Source organism: Mesorhizobium amorphae CCNWGS0123 (genome assembly GCF_001686985.1).
Lineage (GTDB): Bacteria > Pseudomonadota > Alphaproteobacteria > Rhizobiales > Rhizobiaceae > Mesorhizobium > Mesorhizobium amorphae.
Genome location: NZ_CP015318.1, coordinates 1216797 through 1236006 on the forward strand (window position 1 = coordinate 1216797; position 19210 = coordinate 1236006).

Sequence of the window (19210 nt, forward strand, 5' to 3'; positions counted from 1 at the left end):
ACGTTTCTGGTGAATTGTGCGCCCATTAAAGGCGATGCATAAGTCCCGGTCGAGCGGAGCGCGACAAAAAGCTCTTTCAAAAATTTTCGGGGGAATGCGCAAGCACTCCTTTCGATATCTTCATCTCAATATCCGGCAGGAGTGACAATGCGTTACGAACGGGACATGCGCGGCTACGGGGCCAACCCGCCGGATCCGAAATGGCCGGGCGGCGCGCATGTCGCTGTGCAGTTCGTCGTCAACTACGAAGAAGGCGGCGAGAACTGCGTGCTGCATGGCGACAAGGCTTCGGAAGCCTTCCTGTCCGAGATCGTCGGTGCTGCTCCCTGGGTCGGCCAGCGTCACTGGAACATGGAATCGATCTACGAATATGGCGCCCGCGCCGGCTTCTGGCGGTTGCTGCGCCTGTTCACTGAGGCGCAGGTGCCGGTCACCTGCTACGGCGTCGCCACAGCGCTGGCGCGCTCGCCCGACCAGGTCGCGGCGATGCAGGAGGCCGGCTGGGAGATCGCCTCGCACGGGCTGAAATGGATCGACTACCGCGACCATGCCGCCGAAGACGAGCGCCGTGACCTCGAAGCGGCGACCAAGCTGCATTACGAGGTGACCGGCGCGCGCCCGACCGGCTGGTACACCGGCCGCACCTCGGTCAACACCGTGCGGCTGGTGGCCGAGGAGGGCGGCTTCGACTACGTCTCCGATACCTATGACGACGAATTGCCCTACTGGTTCGAGCGCGACGGTGCCGAAAAGCCGCAGCTCGTCATCCCCTATACGCTCGACGCCAACGACATGCGCTTCGCCACGCCGCAAGGCTTCAACTCCGGCGACCAGTTCTTTGCCTATCTGAAGGACAGTTTCGACACGCTCTATGCCGAGGGTGCGGACGGGCGGCCGCGCATGATGAATATCGGCCTGCACTGCCGCCTCGTCGGTCGGCCGGGCCGGGTCGCGGCGCTGAAACGCTTCATCGACTACGTCAAATCGCACGACAAGGTATGGCTGGCGCGGCGCATCGACATCGCAAGGCACTGGCACGAAAACCATCCGTTCCGGCAGCCCTCGCTGCGCCCGTCGAAAATGGAATTCGAGGCTTTCGTGCATGCCTTCGGCGGCGTCTTCGAACATTCGCCATGGATCGCCGAGCGCGCCTATGGGCTGGAGCTCGGCCCGGCGCATGACAGCGCCGGCGGTCTGCACAACGCGCTCTGCCGCGTCTTCCGCGCGGCAACAGAGGCCGAGCGGCTCTCCGTGCTCAACGCCCACCCCGACCTCGCCGGCAAGCTGGCAAAGGCCAAACGGTTGACGGCTGAGTCAACGAAGGAACAGGCCTCGGCCGGGCTCGACGCGCTGACCGATAAGGAGCGCGAGCTGTTCTCCAAGCTCAACGCTGCCTACGTCACCACATTCGGCTTCCCCTTCATCATCGCCGTGAAGGGCAAGACCAAGGAAGAAATCCTGGCGGAATTCGAGGCGCGCATCGGCAACAGCCGCGGCGCCGAATTCGACACCGCCTGCAAACAGGTCGAGCGCATTGCGCTGCTTCGGCTGAGAGACGTGCTGCCACTCTAAGTGTTTGTTTTTACGCAATTCCGGGCGGAAAACCGTTACACACTTTTCCTGGAATTGCCTTAAGGGTCAGGACCACATGGATATGATCAAGACGCCCGAGCGAACCTACTACGCGCCGCATGGCGGCCATCCCGGCCAGAGCGAGCTGTTGACCGGCCGCGCCGTCTTCACCGAGGCCTATGCCGTCATCCCCAAGGGCGTGATGCAGGACATCGTCACCAGCGCCCTGCCATTCTGGGACAAGACCAGGGCCTGGATCATCGCGCGGCCGCTGTCGGGCTTTGCCGAGACGTTTTCGCAATACATCGTCGAGGTCGAGCCGGGTGGCGGCAGCGACCGGCCGGAACCGGATGCTGCCGCCGAGGGCGTGCTGTTCGTGGTCGAGGGCGAGCTCAGCGTTTCGCTAGCCGGCAAGACACATGTGCTGAAGCCGGGCGGCTTTGCCTTTTTGCCGCCGGGGATCGGCTGGACGGTCCGCAACGAAAGCGGTGCGGCTGTCCGCTTCCACTGGGTGCGCAAGGCCTATGAAGCGGTCGAGGGCCTCGACGTGCCGGAAGCCTTCTTCACCAACGAGCAGCAGGTCGCGCCGAGCCCGATGCCCGGCACCGACGGCCGCTGGGCAACGACGCGCTTCGTCGATCCGGCCGACATGCGCCACGACATGCATGTCACCATCGTCACTCTGGAGCCGGGCGCGGTCATCCCCTTCGCCGAGACCCATGTCATGGAGCACGGCCTCTATGTGCTCGAAGGCAAGGCGGTCTATCGCCTCAACCAGGACTGGGTCGAGGTCGAGGCCGGCGATTATATGTGGCTGCGCGCCTTCTGCCCGCAGGCCTGTTATGCCGGCGGTCCCGGCAAGTTCCGCTATTTGCTCTACAAGGACGTCAACCGGCACGCCAAGCTCGGCGGCGTGGGCGTCGGAGGCCGCGCGCGGTGACCCGCATCGTCGCTAAACCACTGACCCGCGAAGGCTTCGCCGAATTCGGCGACGTCATCGACATGGGTGGCGACAACCACTACCCGATCAATGGCGGCAAGGCCGAGCGCTACCACGACCTCGCCACCGCCGAAGCGCAGGGGCCGAATGCCCGCGTGCTGATCTCCATGGTGCGCGGCACGCCCTACGAATTGCCGTTGAAGCTGACCATGGTCGAGCGTCATCCGTTCGGCAGCCAGGCCTTCATCCCGCTGTCGCCGCGGCCGTTCCTGGTCGTCGTCTGCCATGACGGCAAGGATGGTCCCGGCGAACCGCACGCCTTCATCACCGCGCCCGGGCAAGGCATCAACTATCCGCGCAACCTCTGGCACGGCGTGCTGACGCCGATCGGCGAGGTCCAGGACTTTGTCATCGTCGATCGTGGCGGCGACGGCTCCAACCTCGAAGAGTGCCACTTCTCGCACCCCTACGAAATTCATCTTCCCGACGGAAAGCAATAATGACCGACATTTCGCTGATCGACCGCCTGCTCGACGTCATCGAGCACGACATCGTGCCGAAGACGGCCGATGGCGTGGCCCATGGCAACAAGCTGTTCGGCGCCGCGATCCTGCGCAAGGACGACCGCTCGCTGGTGCTGGCCGAAACCAACAATGAGATCGAAAACCCGCTCTGGCATGGCGAGGTGCACTGCCTGAAGCGCTTCTACGAAATGCCCAGGGCCGAGCGCGTCGACACGAACGATGCCATCTTCCTCGCCACGCACGAGCCCTGCTCGCTCTGCCTGTCGGCGATCACCTGGACCGGCTTCGATAATTTCTACTACCTGTTCAGCCACGAGGATTCGCGCGACAGCTTCGCCATCCCGCACGATTTGAAGATACTAAAGGAGGTTTTCACCCTCGATCCCGGCGGCTACAATGCCGAGAACGCTTATTGGAAGAGCTTCTCGATCCGCAGGCTGGTGCGGTCGCTGCCCGAGGCCGAGCGGTCGCGCCTGGAAGGACGGATCGGCAGGATTTCCGCCCGCTACGACGACTTGTCCGGCGCCTATCAGGCGAGAAAGGCCGAAAACGACATTCCGCTGAACTGACGCGGATTGACCAGCCGAATTCGTTGGCTGGCCCACGACGCGACCCAGCGGGCTCCATCATCTGGCGTTCCTGGAGTCCTCGCATGAAAACCGTCACCGAATTCTCCCGCAAGGTCGTCGAATTCCCTGATATGGGCATCGTCATGCCGGACGGGTGCCGGCTGTCGGCGCGGGTGTGGATGCCGGCAGATGCCGGCGACGATCCGGTGCCGGCAATCCTCGAGCATTTGCCCTACCGCAAGCGCGACGGCACCATCTTTCGCGATCAGCTGACGCATCCCTATTTCGCCGGCCACGGCTACGCCTCGATCCGCGTCGACATGCGCGGCAACGGCGATTCCGAAGGGCTGATGGACGACGAATATTCCGAGCAGGAATTGCAGGACGCCTGCGATGTCATCGCCTGGGCGGCCTCCCAGCCCTGGTGCAACGGCAAGGTCGGCATGATGGGCATTTCCTGGGGCGGCTTCAACTGCCTGCAGGTGGCGGCGATGCAGCCGCCGGCGCTGAAGGCGGTGATCAGCCTGTGCTCGACCGTCGACCGCTATGCCGACGACATCCACTACAAGGGCGGCTGCCTGCTGATCGAGAATTTCGGCTGGGCCTCGACCATGCTGTCCTATTCGTCGCGGCCGCCGGATCCGCTGATCGCCGGCGATAACCGCTGGCGCGATCTGTGGCTGACCCGGCTGGAGAACCAACCATTCCTGGCGCCGCTATGGTTGAAACACCAGCACCGCGACGCCTATTGGAAACGCGGCTCGATCTGCGAAGACTATTCCGCCATCCATGCCGCCGTGCTGTCGATCGGCGGCTGGCATGACGGCTATCGCAACACGATTTCCCACCTCGTCGGCAACATCGAGGCGCCGGTCAAGGGCATCGTCGGCCCGTGGATCCACAAGTACCCGCATTACGCGGCACCCCAGCCCGCCATCGGCTTCTTGCAGGAAGCCTTGCGCTGGTGGGACCGCTGGCTGAAGGGCCTCGACACCGGCCTCGATGCGGATCCCGCCTATCGTGCCTATGTCATGGACAGCGTGCGCCCGGCGCGCTGGCATCCCGAGCGTCCGGGGCGCTGGATCGCCGAACAGATTTGGCCATCGCCCGACATCAAGGCGGAGGCGATCGAACTCATCGCCGAGGGCGACAGGCCGGTCATCATCGCCTCGCCGCAGTCCTGTGGCCTTGCCGGCGGCGAGTATTTTCCCTTCACCTTCGGTCCGGAACTGCCCGGCGACCAGCGTCCGGACGATGCGCTGTCGGTCTGTTTCGACCGGCCGCCGCTCAGCGAAGCAATCGATATCGTCGGCGCGCCGGAGGTGCTGGTCTGGGTCTCGTCGGATCGGCCTCAGGCGAACATCGCCGTGCGGCTATGCGATGTGCATCCCGACGGCGCCTCGGAACTGATCTCCTATGGCGTGCTCAACCTGACGCACCGCAACTCGCATGAATTCCCCGAGCCGCTGGTACCGGGCGAGCCCGCCACCGCCAGGGTCGTGCTCGACCAATGCGCCTACCGCGTGCCGGCCGGCCACCGTTTGCGCATTGCCGTGTCGAACGCCTATTGGCCGATGATCTGGCCGTCGCCCGAACCGGTCCGTCTCAAGCTCAAGGCCGCGACGCTGACGCTGCCGCTGCGCCCTCTGGCGCAAGGCGACGAGATCACGTTCGCCGCTCCGGAAGGGGCCACGCCTTGGGCGACGGAGACGGTCCGGCCCGCCAATTCCGAACGCCATGTCGACCATGACGAGAAGACCGGCATGGTCACGCTGTCCATAACGGACGATTTCGGCGAGGTGCGCGATCTCCAGCACGGCCTCGCCAATGGCAGCATCGCCAGGGAGACATGGGCGATCCATCCCGACGATCCGCTGTCGGCGTCTGGAAAGACCCACTGGACACAGACCTTGTCGCGAAATGGATGGTCGGTGCGCACCGAAACATCGGCTGAGATGCGGTCCGACGCCAAAAGCTTCACGGTTAGCGCCAGAATCGAAGCCTTTGAAGGCGAAAAGCTGGTTTTTGAGCGCAACTTCGAGGAGAAAATCCCTCGCGCCCTACTGTGAGCGCTCACCCGATTGGTCCAATTGCGACGTGCGATTTACGCCACGGCATGTCGCATTCGGTCTTGCTTACTGCTTTCCCTTGCGGTCATTATTCTCCTCACAAGAAACGAGAAAACGACCATTCAGGTCGAACCAACAGAGTGAGGAACTCATCATGTCCAATGAACTGGAATATCTGAGCCGCCGCGTTGCATCCGGCAAACTCAGCCGTCGTGATTTTCTCGGCCGCGCCGCCGCTCTCGGCATCACCGCGACCTTCGCCAACTCGCTGCTTTCGAGCGCGGCGCGCGCCGCCGGCCCGGTCAAGGGCGGCACGCTGAAGGCCGGCCTGGTCGGCGGTGAATCCACCAACAGCCTCGATCCGGCGCTGATGATGACGCAGGTGCCCTTCGCCTTCGGCAAGTGCTGGGGCGAAATGATCGTCGAGCTGTCCCCCGAAGGAAAGCTCGAGAACCGCATCGCCGAGGAGATCGGCTCATCGGACGACGCCAAGGTCTGGACGCTGAAGATCCGCGACGGCGTCGAATTCCACAACGGCAAGACGGTAACCGCCGAGGACGTGGCCGCCACGCTCGAGCGCCATTCCGATGAGAAGTCGAAGTCCGGCGCGCTTGGCTACATGAAGGGCATCGAGAGCATCAAGGCCAGCGGCAAGGAAGTGGTGCTGACGCTGAAGGAGGCCAACGCCGACCTGCCCTATCTGCTCAGCGACTATCACCTGATTGTCCAGCCCAACGGCGGCAAGGACAAGCCCGATGCCGGCATCTCGGCCGGTCCATACGTGGTCAAGACCAACGAGCCCGGCGTGCGCCATGGCGCCGAACGCTTCGCCAATTACTGGCAGGGCGACAAGATGGGCCATGCCGACCAGGTCGAAGTCATCGTCATCAACGACGCGACGGCGCGCACGTCCGCCCTGCAGGGCGGCCAGGTCAACATGATCAACCGCGTCGAGCCGAAGATCGTCGACCTGATCAAGCGTCTACCCGGCGTCACCATCCGCAATCATGCCGGTCCCGGCCACTACGTGTTCATTATGCATTGCGACACGGCGCCGTTCGACAACAACGACCTGCGCACCGCGCTGAAGCTGGCGATCGACCGCGAGGAGATGCTCGACAAGATCCTGCGAGGCTACGGCTCGCTCGGCAACGACTTCCCGATAAACGCGTCCTATCCGCTGTTCACCGACATCGAGCAGCGCAAGTACGATCCCGACAAGGCCAAGTTCCACTACAAGAAGTCGGGTCACGACGGCACCGTGCTGCTCAGGACCTCGGACGTTGCCTTCCCGGGCGCAGTCGATGCGGCGCAGCTCTACCAGCAGAGCGCGGCCAAGGCCGGCATCAAGATCGAGCTCAAGCGTGAGCCCGGCGATGGCTACTGGAACGAGGTCTGGAACAAGCAGCCCTTCTGCGCCTCCTACTGGGGTGGCCGTTCGACCCAGGACCAGATGTACTCGACCGCCTATCTGTCATCAGCCGACTGGAACGACACGCGTTTCAAGCGTCCGGATTTCGACAAAATGGTGCTGGCGGCGCGCGCCGAGCTCGACGAGACCAAGCGCAAGCAGATGTACCACGACATGGCCGTCATGGTGCGCGACGAAGGCGGCCTGATCCTGCCGATGTTCAACCAGTTCATCGACGCGACAGGCGCCAAGCTCGCCGGCTGGGTCGACGATCCGCATCAGGAACTGATGAACGGCTACGCTCTGGCAAAGTGCTGGCTCGAAGCCTGAGCCCGGCCTTGCGGAGATGTCCTCACCCATCGTGAAACTGGTGGCCCAGCGCGTTGCGCTGGGCATCGTCCTGCTGTTGGCCATTTCGGTCCTGATCTTCGCCGGCACCCAGATCCTACCCGGCGACGTCGCGCAAGCCATCCTCGGACAGTCGGCGACGCCGGAGTCGCTCGCCAATCTGCGCGAGCAGCTCGGGCTGAACGAACCTGCCTATGTCAGATATTTCCATTGGCTGGGCGGCGTCGTCACCGGCGACCTCGGCACGGCGATGTCGAGCGGCCAGGATATCGCGACCTCGATCGAGGGGCGGCTGTGGAACACGCTGTTTCTCGCCTTCTGGGCGGCGGTCGTCGCCGTGCCGCTGGCGATCATCCTCGGCCTGATCGCGGTGCGTTATCGCAATGGCTGGGTCGACAAGCTGATCTCCGGACTGGCGCTCGCCTCGACCTCGTTTCCAGAGTTCTTCATCGGCTATGTGCTGGTCTATTTCTTCGCCGTGAAATGGCAGATCTTCCCCGGCATCTCCACCGTCTATGAGGGCATGCCGTTCGGCGAGCGTATGCAGGCGATCGCGCTGCCGGCCACCGCGCTGACGCTGGTGGTGCTCGCCCACATGATGCGCATGACGCGCGCCGCGATCCTCAACGTCATGCAGTCGGCTTATGTCGAGACGGCGGAGTTAAAGGGTCTGTCGGCCTTCAATGTCATTCGCAGACATGCCTTCCCCAATGCCATCGCCCCGATCATCAACGTCGTCATGCTCAACCTCGCCTACCTGATCGTCGGAGTCGTCGTGGTCGAAGTGATCTTCGTCTACCCCGGCATGGGGCAGTATCTCGTCGACCACGTCACCAAGCGCGACGTACCTGTCGTGCAGGCGGTCGGCCTGATCTTCGCCGCCGTCTACATCAGCCTGAACATCATTGCGGACATAGCGGCGATCGTCGCCAATCCGCGTCTCAGACATCCGAAGTAAGGGAGCGGGTATGCTCGATATCAAACGCATCCCCATCCCGGCATTGATCGGCATCGTGATGACGATGCTGTTCGTGCTGGCGGCGATCTTCGCACCCTTGATCGCACCGCACGGCAATGGCGAGATCGTCGGCGACGTCTGGGAACCGATGTCGGCGGCGCATTGGCTGGGCACCGACAATCTCGGCCGCGATCTGTTGTCGCGCATGATCTATGGCGCTCGCACTACGCTGTTCATCGCGGTGCTCGCCACCGCCCTGTCCTTCTCGCTCGGCGCCATCCTCGGTTTTTCGGCGGCGGTTTTCGGCGGCTGGTTCGACACGCTGCTGTCGCGCCTCGTCGACCTGCTGATGTCGATCCCGACGCTGATCATGGCTCTGGTCGTGCTCTCCGTGCTGCCGACCAATCTGGTGATCCTGATCCTGGTCATGGGCATTCTCGATTCGACCCGCGTCTACCGCCTGTCGCGAGCCGTCGCCGTCGACATCAACGTCATGGACTACGTCGAAGCGGCGAAGCTGCGCGGCGAAGGTGAGGCCTGGATCATCTTCCGCGAGATCCTGCCCAACGCGCTGTCGCCGTTGGTCTCCGAACTCGGCCTGCGCTTCATCTATGCGGTGCTCTTCCTGTCGACGCTGTCCTTCCTCGGCCTCGGCGTGCAGCCACCGGATGCCGACTGGGGTGGCATGGTCAAGGAAAACAAGGACGGCATCGTCTTCGGCATCGCGGCGGCGCTTATTCCCGCCGCGGCGATCGCAGCACTGGCGATCTCGGTCAACCTCGTCGCCGACTGGGTGCTGAACCGCACGACAAGCCTGAAGGGAGGGCGCGGGTGATGGCTGACAGCAAAGCGAAATCCGGCCTGCTGCTCGATATCCGCAATTTGCGCATCGAGGCCACCGTCTATCCGCCTGGCGAGGCGCCGAAGAACATCGTGCTTGTCCATGATGTCTCGCTGACGCTGGAAAAGGGCAAGGTGCTCGGCCTGATCGGCGAGTCCGGCGCCGGCAAGTCGACCATTGGCCTGTCGTCGATGGGCTATGGCCGCGGCGGCGTGCGCATCACCGGCGGCGAGGTCATCCTCAACGGCCGCGACATCCTCAAGGGCGGCAAGGAAGGGTTCCGCCAGCTGCGCGGCCGCGAGGTCTGCTATGTCGCGCAATCGGCTGCGGCCGCCTTCAACCCGGCGCACAGGTTGATGGACCAGGTGGTGGAAGCGACGCTGCTGCATGGCACGGCGACACGCGCCGAGGCCGAGAAGCGCGCCGTCGCGCTGTTCAAGAAGCTCAGCCTGCCGAACCCCGAAACCATCGGCGAACGCTTTCCGCACCAGGTGTCGGGCGGCCAGCTGCAACGCGTGATGACGGCGATGGCACTGTGTTCGGAGCCGGACCTGATCGTCTTCGACGAACCGACCACGGCGCTCGACGTGACGACGCAGATCGATGTGCTGGCGGCCATCAAGGACGCCATCCGCGACACCCATGTGGCGGCTTTGTACATCACCCACGACCTTGCCGTGGTTGCGCAAGTCTCGGACGAGATCATGGTGCTGCGCCACGGCAGGCTGGTCGAATGGGGCGGCACCCGCCAGATCATCAAGGAACCGCGCCAGGAATACACCAATGCGCTGGTCTCGGTGCACGAGATCGAGCACCATGAGCAGAAGCCCGGCACGACACCGTTCCTGTCGGTCAAGAACGTCACCGCCGCCTATGGCCGCAGCCACATCAAGGTATTGAAGAACGTCTCGGTCGATATCTATCCTGGCCAGACGCTGGCCGTCGTCGGCGAGTCCGGTTCGGGCAAGTCGACGCTGGCGCGCGCCATCACCGGGCTGTTGCCGCCTGAGGAAGGCACCGTCACCTTCGACGGCAGGCCGCTTGCCAACAAGCTTGCCGACCGGCCGAAGGAGGATCTGCGCCAGCTGCAGATGATATACCAGATGGCCGACGTGGCGATGAACCCGCGCCAGACCGTCGGCACCATCATCGGCCGGCCGCTGGAATTCTATTTCGGCATGCGCGGGCGCGAGCGCGACAAGCGCGTCGCCGAGCTGCTTGACAAGATCGAGATGGGCAAGGGTTTTTCCGACCGCTACCCGGCCGAGCTTTCCGGCGGCCAGAAGCAGCGCGTCTGCATCGCCCGCTCGCTCGCCGCCAAGCCGAAGCTGATCATCTGCGACGAGGTGACCTCGGCGCTCGACCCGCTGGTGGCCAACGGCATCCTGAAGCTGCTGCTCGAGCTGCAGAAGGAGGAGAGCGTCGCCTATTTGTTCATCACCCATGACCTCGCCACGGTGAAGTCGATCGCCGATTCGATCGCGGTGATGTATCGCGGCGAGGTGGTCCGCTATGGGCCGAAGAGCAAGGTGCTGACGCCGCCCTTCGACGCCTACACCGATCTTTTGCTGTCCTCCGTTCCCGAAATGGAAATCGGCTGGCTGGAAAAGGCGATCAAGGGCCGGCGCATGGCGAGCGCCGGCAACTAGGGGCAAACCACGACCCCGGAAAACACTGTCTTACAGCAACGCGCCGCGTGTCCCAGGGCCTCGCGGCGTTTTGATTTCAACTGACACGTCGCATGGAGCCACTCGTGGCGCTCGAGACCAAGCTTCTGCTCATCATCCTCGACGGCGTGCCCTATCGGAACTGGCGCCGCCTGATGGGCAATCTCGAAGGCTGGGTGCAGTCGGGCGAGGCGCGTGTCTGGAAGATGCGCTCGGTGCTGCCCTCGACCTCGGCCTGCTGCTATGCCTCGATCCACACCGGCGTGTCGCCGCAAGTGCACGGCATCCTCTCCAATGAGAACCGGTTCCGGGTCAAGCAGCCGGATATTTTCTCCGAGGTCAGCAAGGCCGGCGGCAAGACCGGAGCGGTCACCCATTCCTACTGGTCGGAGTTCTTCCGCGCCCATCCGTTCGACCTGGTCGAGGACATGGAATTCGACGAAACGGGCGGGCCGATCACGCATGGCCGCTTCCACACCATGACTGGCTACAACGCCAGGAACCAAATGACGCCGAGCGATGTCGACCTGTTCGCCACACTGACCATGCTGACCCGGCGCCACGGCATCGACTACGGCATCCTGCATACCTGCACGCTGGATTCGATGGGCCACCGCTTCGGCCATGACTGCCACGAGATGGACCATGCCTGCTATGCGATGGATGGGATGCTGGCCGCCTTCCTGCCCGGCTGGCGCGAAGCCGGCTATGAGGTGATCGTCACCGCCGATCATGGCCAGACGAACCGCGGCCATCACGGCGGCCATGACGACGAGATGCAGGATTTCGCGCTGTATTATTTCGGGCCGGGCAAGGGACCGGAAGCCGACACCTTGCTCGACCAGTTGCAACTGGCTCCGACGGTGCTGAAGCGTCTTGGCGTGCCGGTGCCGGCGACGATGAAGGCGAAGCCGTTTTTGGGGTGAGTGATTGGCCACCAGCGTTGGCGCCCCCCTCTCCCCGTATGGGGACGGGGAAAAGGGAGACACTCTGGCAACCCTCACCTTCTTCGGCTAGCCTCCCAAAATTCCTTGGCGGAGGATGAACCTTTTTGGACCGATCGGCGACAGAGCAGACAGGAGCCAGGCGGCTCGACCGGCCATGACGGCGGCGACGGAGACCGATCGCGCGCTTGTCGACCGGGTCGCGAAGGGCGACAGGGCCGCCGTGCGGCTCCTGTTCATGCGCCACCACGCGCGGGTTTACCGCTTCGTGGTGCGCCAGACGGGATCGGAAATGATGGCCGACGATATCGCGAACGAGGTCTTTCTCGAGCTCTGGCGCCAGGCGCCGGGCTTCGAAGGGCGCTCGGAAGTCTCGACATGGCTGCTCGGCATTGCCCGCTTCAAGGCGCTGTCCTTGCTGCGCAAGAAAAAGGAAGACTGGATCGACGACGACGACGCGGCGCAGATCCCCGACAGCGCCGACACGCCGGAAGTCGTCACCATGAAGGACGACAAGGCTGCGGCCCTGCGGCGGTTCATCGATGCGCTGCCGGAAGAGCACCGAACGGTGATCGACCTTGCCTATTACCACGGCCAGTCGGTGACCGAGATCGGCGAGGTGCTCGGCATTCCGGTCGCCACCGTCAAGACCCGGATGTTCTACGCCCGCAAGAAACTCGGCGAAGCCTTGAAGGCCGCCGGTTACGACAGGGGGTGGCCATGAGCGCCGCTGAAAAGATGTCGCGCCGCGACGAGATGGAAACGCTGCTGCCGTTCTACCTGAACGGCTCGCTGGAAGGTGCTGAACTGGAAGCCGTCGAGGAATGGCTGGCGACCGACCCGGCGGCACTTGCCGCGCTCGGCGAGGCGGAGGCCGAATTCTCGGGCACCGCTGCTGCCAACGAGGCGATCCGCCCGCCGGCCGACGCGCTCAGCCGGTTTGCCAAGGCGCTCGACGCCGAGGCCGGCCCGGCGCGCGCTCCGGCAGGTCAATCATGGCTGGCGCAGGCGTTCAACCGCTTCATGGCGGTGCCGGTCGGCGTCGCCTGGGCGGCGGCCGCGGTGCTGCTGGCGCTCGTCATGGTGCAGTCCTTCGTACAGCCCGGCGGCAAGGGCAGCGATTTCGAAATTGCCGGCGCGCAGGACGATCTGGCAAAGATGCCGTTCGCGCTGGTCAAGTTCAAGCCGGAGGCGAAGATGTCGGACATCGCCGTCTTCCTCGGCGAGAACGGCCTGAAGATCGCTGGCGGGCCGACCGCAGATGGTGTCTTCCGCATCGCCATCGCGGCCGAGACCGCTGCCGACTACGAGAAGCTGGTCAGCCTTATTGCCGCCCAGCCTTTCGCGGATGCTGTGATCGAGGGAAGGAAACCGGGCAGTGGCGGCTAGAGCATGATCCCGAAAAGTGGAATCCGGTTTTCGGAAAAGATCATGCTCAAACAAAAAAATAGAGCGGTCATCGGATTTGCTGGATTTCTGCTGGCGACGACGACAATCGCCGCCACGCCCGTTTTTGCGCAGAGCACGAACCAGCCGCAGCCGAAACCCGACTGTCTCGACCGGACGAACGCTGCCGGCGCCGACTGCGCCAACGACGATGGTGGCGGAACGCTCGGCGCGACGGGCGCCGTCTTTCTGCCGGCGCTGATCGTCGATCTGTTCCCCAATCCCGCCGGCGGCGGGACGCCGCTGCCGACGCCCGACCCGCGTCGCGACCCGGCCAGCGCTTTGCCATCGCCGGCCGCGCCCGCCGATGCACCGGTGGTACCGGCCGCCGCACCTGGCGGTCCGGTCATTTCGCCGACCGATCTCGTCGCCACCGAGCCGCAGCGCGCCATCGTCGGTGAACACGTGCCCGACGAGGTGCTGGTCACGGTCGACGGCGATGCCGGCGTCGTGCAGCAGATCGCCGCGTCCTTCGGCCTCGAAGTGCGCTCGCAGCGCCAGTCGCGGCTGCTGGGCACCACACTGGCGCGCTTCGGCATTCTCGACGGCCGCCCGGTCGGCGTCGTGCTGGCGCAGTTGGCCGCCGACGGTCGCACAAGGCGGCGCGAGCCCAACCATGTCTATTCGCTGCAGCAGGCGGCTGGCATCGTCAACTATGCCTTCGATAGCATCGAGCTCGACGAGAAACAGGCCAGTGGCGAGAATGTGCGCATCGCCGTCATCGACACCGGTATCGACGACACCAATCCGGCGCTCTCCGGCGTCATCGCCGGCCAGTTCGACGCCATGCCCGACGTGCCGATCGAAAAGCGCGACCACGGCACGTCGATCGATGGCCTGATCGCCGGCGTCGGCGCGCTGAAGGGCATGGCGCCGGGCGCGAAGATCTACCACGCCCGCGCCTTCGAGGGCGGCAAGTCGACCATGGACGTCATCCTTTCTGCACTCGACTGGGCGGCCGAGCAGGATGTGCGCATCATCAATATGAGTTTCGTCGGCCCCAAGAACGACCTGCTCGGCATCGCCTGCCGCAATGCCCGCGCGCTCGGCATCGTCTTGGTCGCCGCCGCCGGCAACAACGGGCCGAAGGCGCCCTATGGCTACCCGGCAGCCTATGACGGTGTCATCGCCGTCACCGCCACCGATGCCAAGGACGGGCTGATGCCGCAGGCCAATCGCGGCGCCTACGTCTTCATCTCCGCCCCTGGCGTCGAGATGGTGGCGCCGAGCGGCGCCGGCTCCGAAGTGGTCACCGGAACGTCGTTTGCAGCAGCCATCGTGAGCGGGGCCGTCGCCAATCTGATCCACATCGCGCCCGATCGCTCGGCCGACGAGATCGAGAAGGCGCTGGCGGCAACGGCCAGGGATCTCGGCCCGACGGGGCGCGACAATGATTTCGGCTATGGGTTGTTGGACACCAAGGCGGCCGAAGCGGCGAAGGAGTGAGATTCAGGCGACACGCATTTGGGCCAAAACTCAATCAACTGACTGCCGCCAATGGCCGAGATGGATGGGTTCAGAAGCCGGACACTCACGCGAGGAACAGCATTCCGCCAGGAGGGGTCACAGGAGTGGGCTGGAAGCGTGCCGGCTTTCGCAGTGCGACGCGCTCAGACGGCGATTTGAAGCGCTCCGTAACGCTTTACTTCAGCTTCGATCTCTCTGACCAACGTCTCCAGCGCGGAGTTTCGAGAGTTGCGTGCTCGCCTGACTACATAAGCTAAGTCGGGAGGCTTGGGGAAATGGTTGTCGACAATCTCCATATCGGGCAGCAGATACCGATGACTCAAGAGTGCGACGCCGAGCCCCGCGGTCACGCCTGCGATGATCCCGGCTGCGCTGGAGCATTCGAACACGGTCTCCAACACCGTATCCTCGTCCTGCCCGACGTCGATGCCCCAGCGCCGGTAAAAGCAATTTTCATCGAAGGACAGAAATGGGACCGGCTTCCCGTTCGACAGAACCAAGTCGCGAGATTTCACCCAATGCAGGGTCTCGCGGAACAGGAGGAGGTCGGCGGGGCGGACTTCGTGCTGGAATACCTGAATGATGGCGGCATCAAGGGCTCCTTGGCTTAGCAGCTCCTGCAAGACGAGGCTCATGCGCACTTGCGTGCGGACGCTCACCTCTGGGTAGAGCCGGCGAAACCGGCCAAGAATGCGCGAAAGGTCTGTGCAGGTCGTATCCTCGGTCATTCCCAGCGCGATCTTGCCTTGCAAAGTGCTTTTCGACAGGCTCAGAACCGCCTCGTCATGGATGCCCAGGATGCGCCGCGCATAACCAAGCAGATCCTGTCCAGCCGTGGTGAACATCTGCGCGTTTGCTTTTCGGGTGAGGATTTCGCAGTCGAGACTCGTTTCGAGTCTCCTAATCTTGTGGCTGACGGCCGACTGCGACAAGCCGAGAATCTCGGCCGCACGCGTGACGCCGCCGTGCTTCTCGATCGCGACCAGTGCGCGTAAGGCGTCGACATCCAGGCGGCGGTTCATCACTCCGGCCATGACAATCCTCGCTCGATACAAAGGCAACGCGCCGATTTCTGATCCGCAGGCGCGTTTCAGGTAACATCATATGCTAGTTTTAGTGGCTATTTCATGAACGTATCGAAATTTGTCATGTGCAAGTGCGCGCTGGCGTCGTCAATAGTCGGGCCAACATCGGCCGTGCTCCGCTTCGGGGACCACGGGCAGGCCTGAACAAAGAGATCCCATGACGCTCCTGCAAACCAAAACCCATCGCCTCGCTTGGCCAATCATGGCGACGGCCCTGGTCGTAAGCTGGAGTTCCGGGTTCGTCGGCATCCGCTACGCCAGCGAGAATGCCGATGTCATGCTGGTGCTGTTCTGGCGGACCTTGATGTCCGGATTGATCCTCTTGCCATTTGCTCTCCTGATCGGAGCGCGCATAAGCGGGCGTGCCTTGATCCAGCAGATGGCGTTTGGCGTGGCGATGATGTTTCTCTATCTAGGCGGATTCGCGCTGGCCATCGGTCAGCGCGTGCCGACTGGCCTTGTCGCGCTGATTTCCGATCTTGTCCCTCTTGCCATCGCAGCCTTGTCGCAGCCGGTATTGGGACACCGATTGACCAGGAGACAATGGATCGGAACGTCACTCGGAGTGACGGGCGTGCTCATCGTCTCGCTGGACAGCCTCACCCTCGGGACGGCCCCGGCCTGGGCATATTTGTTGACAGTCGCTTCCATGATGGTTTTGGCGCTGGCAACGGTAGTGCAGAAGCGGATGGGGACGATCAATATGCCGATCCATCAGAGCCTGTGCATCCAATGCCTGACGGCGGCGATCCTCTTTGCCGCCTGCGCCGAATGGAATGGCGGGCTGATGCCGCCCCTAGACGCCCGTTTCGGGTTCGGCACCGCCTGGCTGGTGCTGTTTTCCACCTTCTTTTGCTACGGCACATATTATGCAAGCCTGCGCATCTACACGGCCTCACAGGTCAGCAGTGTGATCTATCTCAGCCCGCCGGTGACGATGCTCTGGGGCTGGTCGATGTTCGGCGAGCCGCTTTCGACGGCGATGTTCCTTGGCCTTGCGGTGACACTGTTCGGTGTCTGGTTCACGTCGTCGCGCAGCGCAGCGTCGACGGACTTTGAGCTCAGTCAGCAGCATATCGGATAGTCAGTCGAGGCCCCAGACCTAACGCTGGTTGGCTTAGCACCGGCTCATCCATCACCGAGAACGAAATCGACCGCGATCTATTCCCAGCATCGATTCAGTCATGGACATCAAGGAGGAGAACCCATGAAGCTCACAGATTTCAAAGCCCTGACCTTCGACTGCTACGGTACCCTTATCGATTGGGAATCCGGCATGATCGACGGCCTGAAACCGCTGACAGAAAAGGCTGCCCGCAGCTTAAGCCGAAACGAGATTCTGGAGGCGCACGCTCGGCACGAATCCAGTCAGCAGAAATGGACTCCGGAGAAACGCTACTGCGACCTTCTGCCGATCGTTTACAAGCGACTTGCGGAGGAATGGGGTGTCATCGTCACGCGAGAGGAATGCGTGGCGTATGGCGAAAGCGTGAAGGATTGGCCAGCTTTTGCCGACTCCGCGGAAGCCTTGCAGTACCTCAAAAAGCACTACAAGCTGATCATCCTCTCCAACGTCGACAACAAAAGCTTCTCGTTTAGCAACAGGAAGCTCGGCGTGGATTTCGACGCGATCTATACGGCGGAAGATATCGGTTCCTACAAGCCTTCCGACCGGAACTTCGACTATATGCTCGAAAAGCTCGGGACAATCGGAGTCGAGAAGGGGCAGATCCTGCATACGGCGGAAAGCATGTTCCACGATCACACTCTCGCCAAGCGCTTCGGTCTGACATCGTGCTGGATCTATCGTCGGCATGCGGATCAGGGCTTCGGCGCCACGATGGACCCCGGCGACGTACCGACGGTGGATTTCCGCTTCGACAGCATGGCCGACCTCGTGAAGGCGCATGCTGAAGAATTGCGGATGGCTGATACCCGAGCCGCCAGGCCGCCTGTTGGGTGACAGCACGCGCCGGTCGAACCGATCTGGAAAGAGACGGCCGCGGACCAGCGTTGGCCAAGGTCCGCTTCTGGGTCAAGCACGGACAGTGTCAGCGAGGTTTTATGTCTGCGTCACACGCGGGCGTATTGAGCAGAACGATCGACCCGACTCGGGATGTCGTCGATAGTTCCACCACGCCTATCGAGCCAGACTGGCAAGCCCGACCGCTGCTGGGTTCTCGATCTGTGCGCCCGGCGGCACAGGCTACACGATCCTAAACCGGCGCGCCGGCGACCGATCCCCTGACCACCAGATCGACCGGCCAGACTTCGCCGCGCGCACCCTCTTCCAGCCCTGATATTCGCGCCGCCAGCCGCTCGGCGACGCGCGCGCCGGCGAGGCGGATCGACGATCGTGTCGTCGACAGCGGCACGGAAAAGTTCTCAGGCCTTAGCCAAGGAAAAACGTCGTCATGGGCGATCAGTGACAGGTCGCCTGGGATGGTCAGGCCGAGGTCGCGCACCGCGCGCACCACGCCCAGCGCCATGATCAGGCTGGAGCAGGCGATCGCCGTCGGCGGCTCGCTCTGCTCGAGCAGGCGCCGGGCGGCGCGATAACCGTTCTCCTCGGTCATAGTGACGGAGCAGATATGGCGCTCGCCGAGCGTCAGGCCGCTGGCGGTGAGTGCCCGGCGCATGCCACGCTCGCGATGGATGGCGAAGGTCTCGCGGTCGTCGCCATTGATCAGTGCCAGCCGCCGGTGGCCGAGCTGGATCAGCAGCCGCGCCGCTTCGTGGAAGGCGCCTTCATTGTCGATGTCGGTGAAGGGGTAGTCGAAGCCGAAGCCTTCGCTGCGGCCGTGGACGATGAAAGGGATGCCGAGCGTATTGAGCAACGCCACTCGCCGGTCAACTGGCCGCGGCGAGGAAATGTAGACGGCGTCGACCTGCCGGTTGGCGACGATGCGGCGGTAGGTGGTCTCCTGGTCGTCGGCGTCAGCCGGGGACAGCACCAGGTCGAGTTCGTGCGAACGGGCATAGTCGCCGAGGCCCGAGAGGAACTCGACGAAATGCGGGTCGATCTCGACGGCAGCACCCGTTGGCAGCACATAGCCGATCATCCCGGTCTTGCCGGTCGCCAGCCGGCGCGCGCTCGGATTGGGGCGGTAGCCGTGGCGCTTGGCTGCGTCCATCACGCGGCGCCGCGTTTCCTCGTTGACTTCCGGATAGCCGTTCAGCGCGCGGCTTACCGTCGTCTGCGAAAGCGCCAACATATGCGAGAGCTGCTTCAGGTTCACCGGAGGCCTCCAAGCCTCAAAGCGCTTTTAATTTTGAATCCGAGCCGGCGCCAAGGCTGGCGCTGCCGAACAGAGCGAGCATACGCACTGGTCTGGCCAGTTTGAAGCAGAATTGCTGTTGCGCCGCCAT

At 63.4% G+C, this 19210-nt stretch carries 17 protein-coding genes; 15 read left to right on the forward strand and 2 right to left on the reverse strand.

Features of this window, described 5'->3' with window-relative positions; genetic code table 11:
- Nucleotides 1-147: 147 nt before the first annotated feature.
- The 13 genes from puuE to A6B35_RS05955 all read left to right on the forward strand — a co-directional run bounded on the left by puuE (nucleotide 148) and on the right by A6B35_RS05955 (nucleotide 14735).
- Nucleotides 148-1572, forward strand: coding sequence for an allantoinase PuuE (gene puuE, locus A6B35_RS05895; protein WP_006202359.1), 1425 nt, complete (start codon nucleotides 148-150; stop codon nucleotides 1570-1572).
- A gap of 76 nt (nucleotides 1573-1648) precedes the next feature.
- Nucleotides 1649-2512: a bifunctional allantoicase/(S)-ureidoglycine aminohydrolase gene (locus A6B35_RS05900; RefSeq protein WP_040582803.1), complete on the forward strand. Its 864-nt coding sequence runs from the start codon at nucleotides 1649-1651 to the stop codon at nucleotides 2510-2512.
- Complete coding sequence (locus tag A6B35_RS05905) at nucleotides 2509-3012, forward strand: ureidoglycolate lyase (protein ID WP_006202357.1); 504 nt, start codon at nucleotides 2509-2511, stop codon at nucleotides 3010-3012. Before A6B35_RS05900 ends, A6B35_RS05905 begins: the two co-directional genes overlap by 4 nt.
- Complete coding sequence (locus A6B35_RS05910) at nucleotides 3012-3605, forward strand: nucleoside deaminase (protein WP_006202356.1); 594 nt, start codon at nucleotides 3012-3014, stop codon at nucleotides 3603-3605. Before A6B35_RS05905 ends, A6B35_RS05910 begins: the two co-directional genes overlap by 1 nt.
- A gap of 83 nt (nucleotides 3606-3688) precedes the next feature.
- Nucleotides 3689-5674 carry a CocE/NonD family hydrolase gene (locus A6B35_RS05915; RefSeq protein ID WP_006202355.1) on the forward strand — a complete coding sequence of 662 codons (1986 nt, stop codon included), beginning with the start codon at nucleotides 3689-3691 and terminating at the stop codon, nucleotides 5672-5674.
- Between the two features lie 154 nt (nucleotides 5675-5828).
- Nucleotides 5829-7415 carry an ABC transporter substrate-binding protein gene (locus A6B35_RS05920; RefSeq protein ID WP_006202354.1) on the forward strand — a complete coding sequence of 529 codons (1587 nt, stop codon included), beginning with the start codon at nucleotides 5829-5831 and terminating at the stop codon, nucleotides 7413-7415.
- Nucleotides 7416-7431: 16 nt separating this feature from the next.
- The gene (locus tag A6B35_RS05925) at nucleotides 7432-8391 is read left to right on the forward strand and encodes an ABC transporter permease (protein ID WP_040582802.1); all 960 of its coding nucleotides are present in this window, start codon (nucleotides 7432-7434) and stop codon (nucleotides 8389-8391) included.
- Between the two features lie 10 nt (nucleotides 8392-8401).
- On the forward strand, nucleotides 8402-9226 hold the full coding sequence (locus A6B35_RS05930) for an ABC transporter permease (protein WP_006202352.1): 825 nt from the start codon (nucleotides 8402-8404) through the stop codon (nucleotides 9224-9226).
- Nucleotides 9226-10881: an ABC transporter ATP-binding protein gene (locus A6B35_RS05935; RefSeq protein ID WP_006202351.1), complete on the forward strand. Its 1656-nt coding sequence runs from the start codon at nucleotides 9226-9228 to the stop codon at nucleotides 10879-10881. Before A6B35_RS05930 ends, A6B35_RS05935 begins: the two co-directional genes overlap by 1 nt.
- A gap of 104 nt (nucleotides 10882-10985) precedes the next feature.
- Entirely contained in the window at nucleotides 10986-11825 is an 840-nt protein-coding gene (locus A6B35_RS05940; protein WP_081482148.1) for an alkaline phosphatase family protein, read from the forward strand.
- 175 nt (nucleotides 11826-12000) lie between these two features.
- Nucleotides 12001-12567, forward strand: coding sequence for a sigma-70 family RNA polymerase sigma factor (locus tag A6B35_RS05945; protein WP_040582815.1), 567 nt, complete (start codon nucleotides 12001-12003; stop codon nucleotides 12565-12567).
- Nucleotides 12564-13232 carry an anti-sigma factor gene (locus A6B35_RS05950; RefSeq protein WP_081482147.1) on the forward strand — a complete coding sequence of 223 codons (669 nt, stop codon included), beginning with the start codon at nucleotides 12564-12566 and terminating at the stop codon, nucleotides 13230-13232. The genes A6B35_RS05945 and A6B35_RS05950 overlap by 4 nt, the downstream gene beginning before the upstream one ends.
- A gap of 42 nt (nucleotides 13233-13274) precedes the next feature.
- A complete protein-coding gene (locus A6B35_RS05955; RefSeq protein ID WP_040582814.1) occupies nucleotides 13275-14735 on the forward strand; it encodes a S8 family serine peptidase in 1461 nt (486 codons plus the stop codon).
- A 164-nt stretch (nucleotides 14736-14899) separates the two neighbouring features.
- Here the strand turns inward: A6B35_RS05955 and A6B35_RS05960 are convergent, their stop codons facing one another.
- Nucleotides 14900-15790: a LysR family transcriptional regulator gene (locus A6B35_RS05960; RefSeq protein ID WP_006202346.1), complete on the reverse strand. Its 891-nt coding sequence runs from the start codon at nucleotides 15788-15790 to the stop codon at nucleotides 14900-14902.
- A gap of 208 nt (nucleotides 15791-15998) precedes the next feature.
- Here A6B35_RS05960 and A6B35_RS05965 point away from each other — a divergent pair, with 208 nt between their 5' ends.
- Nucleotides 15999-16925 carry a DMT family transporter gene (locus A6B35_RS05965; protein WP_006202345.1) on the forward strand — a complete coding sequence of 309 codons (927 nt, stop codon included), beginning with the start codon at nucleotides 15999-16001 and terminating at the stop codon, nucleotides 16923-16925.
- 123 nt (nucleotides 16926-17048) lie between these two features.
- Complete coding sequence (locus A6B35_RS05970; protein WP_006202344.1) at nucleotides 17049-17804, forward strand: haloacid dehalogenase type II; 756 nt, start codon at nucleotides 17049-17051, stop codon at nucleotides 17802-17804.
- Between the two features lie 253 nt (nucleotides 17805-18057).
- On the opposite strand, the gene A6B35_RS05975 is transcribed toward A6B35_RS05970, so the two are convergent.
- Complete coding sequence (locus A6B35_RS05975; RefSeq protein ID WP_006202343.1) at nucleotides 18058-19080, reverse strand: substrate-binding domain-containing protein; 1023 nt, start codon at nucleotides 19078-19080, stop codon at nucleotides 18058-18060.
- Nucleotides 19081-19210 lie beyond the last annotated feature (130 nt).